General features: G+C 71.0%; 2 protein-coding genes. Both read right to left on the bottom strand.

All coding sequences use genetic code 11. From position 1 onward, the window contains the following. Positions 1–974 (bottom strand): beta-ketoacyl synthase N-terminal-like domain-containing protein (locus tag ACH5A8_RS34555; protein ID WP_399007954.1); only part of this gene is annotated, 974 nt, incomplete at its 3' end. 115 nt (positions 975–1089) lie between these two features. Further along, the coding region (locus ACH5A8_RS34550) for a phosphopantetheine-binding protein (protein WP_399007953.1) at positions 1090–1966 on the bottom strand (877 nt) is incomplete at its 5' end.

The following is a 1966-nucleotide window of genomic DNA, read 5'->3' as shown; positions in this document are numbered from 1 at the left end:
GCGCGGATGACGCGCTGCTGGGAGGGCCCGTTGGGGGCGGTGAGGCCGTTGCTGGCCCCGTCCTGGTTGACGGCCGAGCCGCGTACGACCGCCAGCACCTTGTGGCCGTTGCGGCGCGCGTCGGACAGCCGCTCCAGCAGCAGCATGCCCACACCCTCGCCCCACGCCGTACCGTCCGCGGTGGCCGCGAAGGGTCGGCAGCGTCCGGTGCGGGAGAGCGCGCCCTGACGGCTGAACTCCACGAAGGTCTCGGGCGTGGACATCACTGTGACGCCCCCGGCGAGGGCGAGGGAGCACTCGTCGTTGCGGAGTGCCTGGACCGCCAGGTGCAGGGTCACCAGCGAGGACGAGCACGCCGTGTCGACCGTGACCGCCGGACCCTCCAGACCGAAGGTGTACGAGAGCCGTCCGGACACCACACTGGCCGCGATGCCCGTGGCCAGGTAGCCCTCGGACTGCTTGGGGGCCCGGCGCAGCAGCGCCGCGTAGTCCTGGCCGTTGGTGCCGGCGAAGACTCCGGTACGGCTGCCCTTCAGCGACGTGGGGTCGATGCCGGCCCGTTCGATGGCCTCCCACGACGTCTCCAGAAGGAGACGCTGCTGCGGGTCGAGGGCCGTCGCCTCACGCGGGGAGATGCCGAAGAAGGCCGGGTCGAAGTCGCCGACGTCGGTGAGGAAGCCGCCTTCGCGCACATAGGAGGTCCCCGGCCGGGACAGCTCGGGATCGTACAGCCCCTCCACGTCCCAGCCCCGGTCGGTGGGGAACCCGGAGAAGGCGTCGCCACCCGCCGACAGCAACTGCCACAGCTCCTCAGGCGAGTTGACGTCGCCCGGGAAGCGGCAGCTCATTCCCACGATCGCGATGGGCTCGCGTTCTCCCGACTCCGCTTCCTGGAGGCGTTGCCGCACCTCGTGAAGCTCGCCGGTCACTCGCTTCAGGAAGTAACGGAGCTTTTCCTCGCTGGTGTTCGTCACGCCGTACTACTCCAAGTTCCGGAAGTCGTCACGCGGTTCGGGGAAGTGAGGGAGTTCAGGGGGGTGGGGGAAGGGGAAGGGCTGCAGAGGCCTGGTCCGGGGCGGTGACCGGTGGTCATGAGATCCCGAGTTCGTTGCTGATGAAGTCGAAGACGTCGTCGTCCGAGGCGGAGGCGAGCTTGTCGGCGGTTCCGCCGGTGCCGGTGCCTGGGTCGGACGCCTCGGCCGGACCGCACAGGTCGAGCAGTGCCTTCAACCGCAGTGAGATCTCGTTCCGGGCATCGTCCTCGACGTCCCCGACGAGGGCGGAGAGGTCCGATGCGAGCCGGTCGAGTTCTCCGACGACGCCGTCGAAACGCCGTGCGCCGCCGGGGCTCAGCTCTGCCAGCAGGTGATCGGCGAGCAGCTGGGGCGACGGGTGGTCGAAAGCGATCGTCGACGCGAGGCGCAGTCCCGTCGCGCCGGTGAGTCGCTTGCGGAGCTCGACGGCGGTGAGCGAGTCGAAGCCGAGGTCCTTGAACGCCCGGTCCGAAGTGATCACCTCGGTGGTGGCGTGGCCGAGCACGGCAGCGACGTTCCGGCGCACCAGGTCCAGCAGGCGCTGGCCCTGCTCGGCAGGGGACAGAGCCCCCAGTTCCGCGCGTAGGGAATCGGCCGGGTCAGCGGCCGTTCCTGCGCCATCGTCAGCGGCGGCGCCTTCCATGGCACGGTGGGCCTCGGGGATGTCCGCGACCAGAGGCGCACGGCCGGAAGAACCGGCCAGACGCGGCGTGAAGCGGTCCCAGTCCACGTCGGCGACGGCCACGCAGGCCTCGTCGCGGCTCAGCACCGTCTCCAGCGCCTTCAGCGCGTCACCGGGTTCCATCGGCTCCAAGCCACCGCTGCGTGCCCATGCCACCCGCGCCTCGCCCGCGGCCAGGCCTTCACCGGCCCAGCGGCCCCACGCGACCGACGTCGCCGGCAGGCCCTGCGCACGGCGCGCCTCGGCCAGG

Origin of the sequence: Streptomyces sp. NPDC018610 (assembly GCF_044391765.1) — a bacterium.
In the GTDB taxonomy this organism is placed as follows: Bacteria; Actinomycetota; Actinomycetes; order Streptomycetales; family Streptomycetaceae; genus Streptomyces.
The sequence above is the reverse complement of the archived record's forward strand: the minus strand, read 5'-3'. Positions and strand labels throughout refer to the sequence as shown.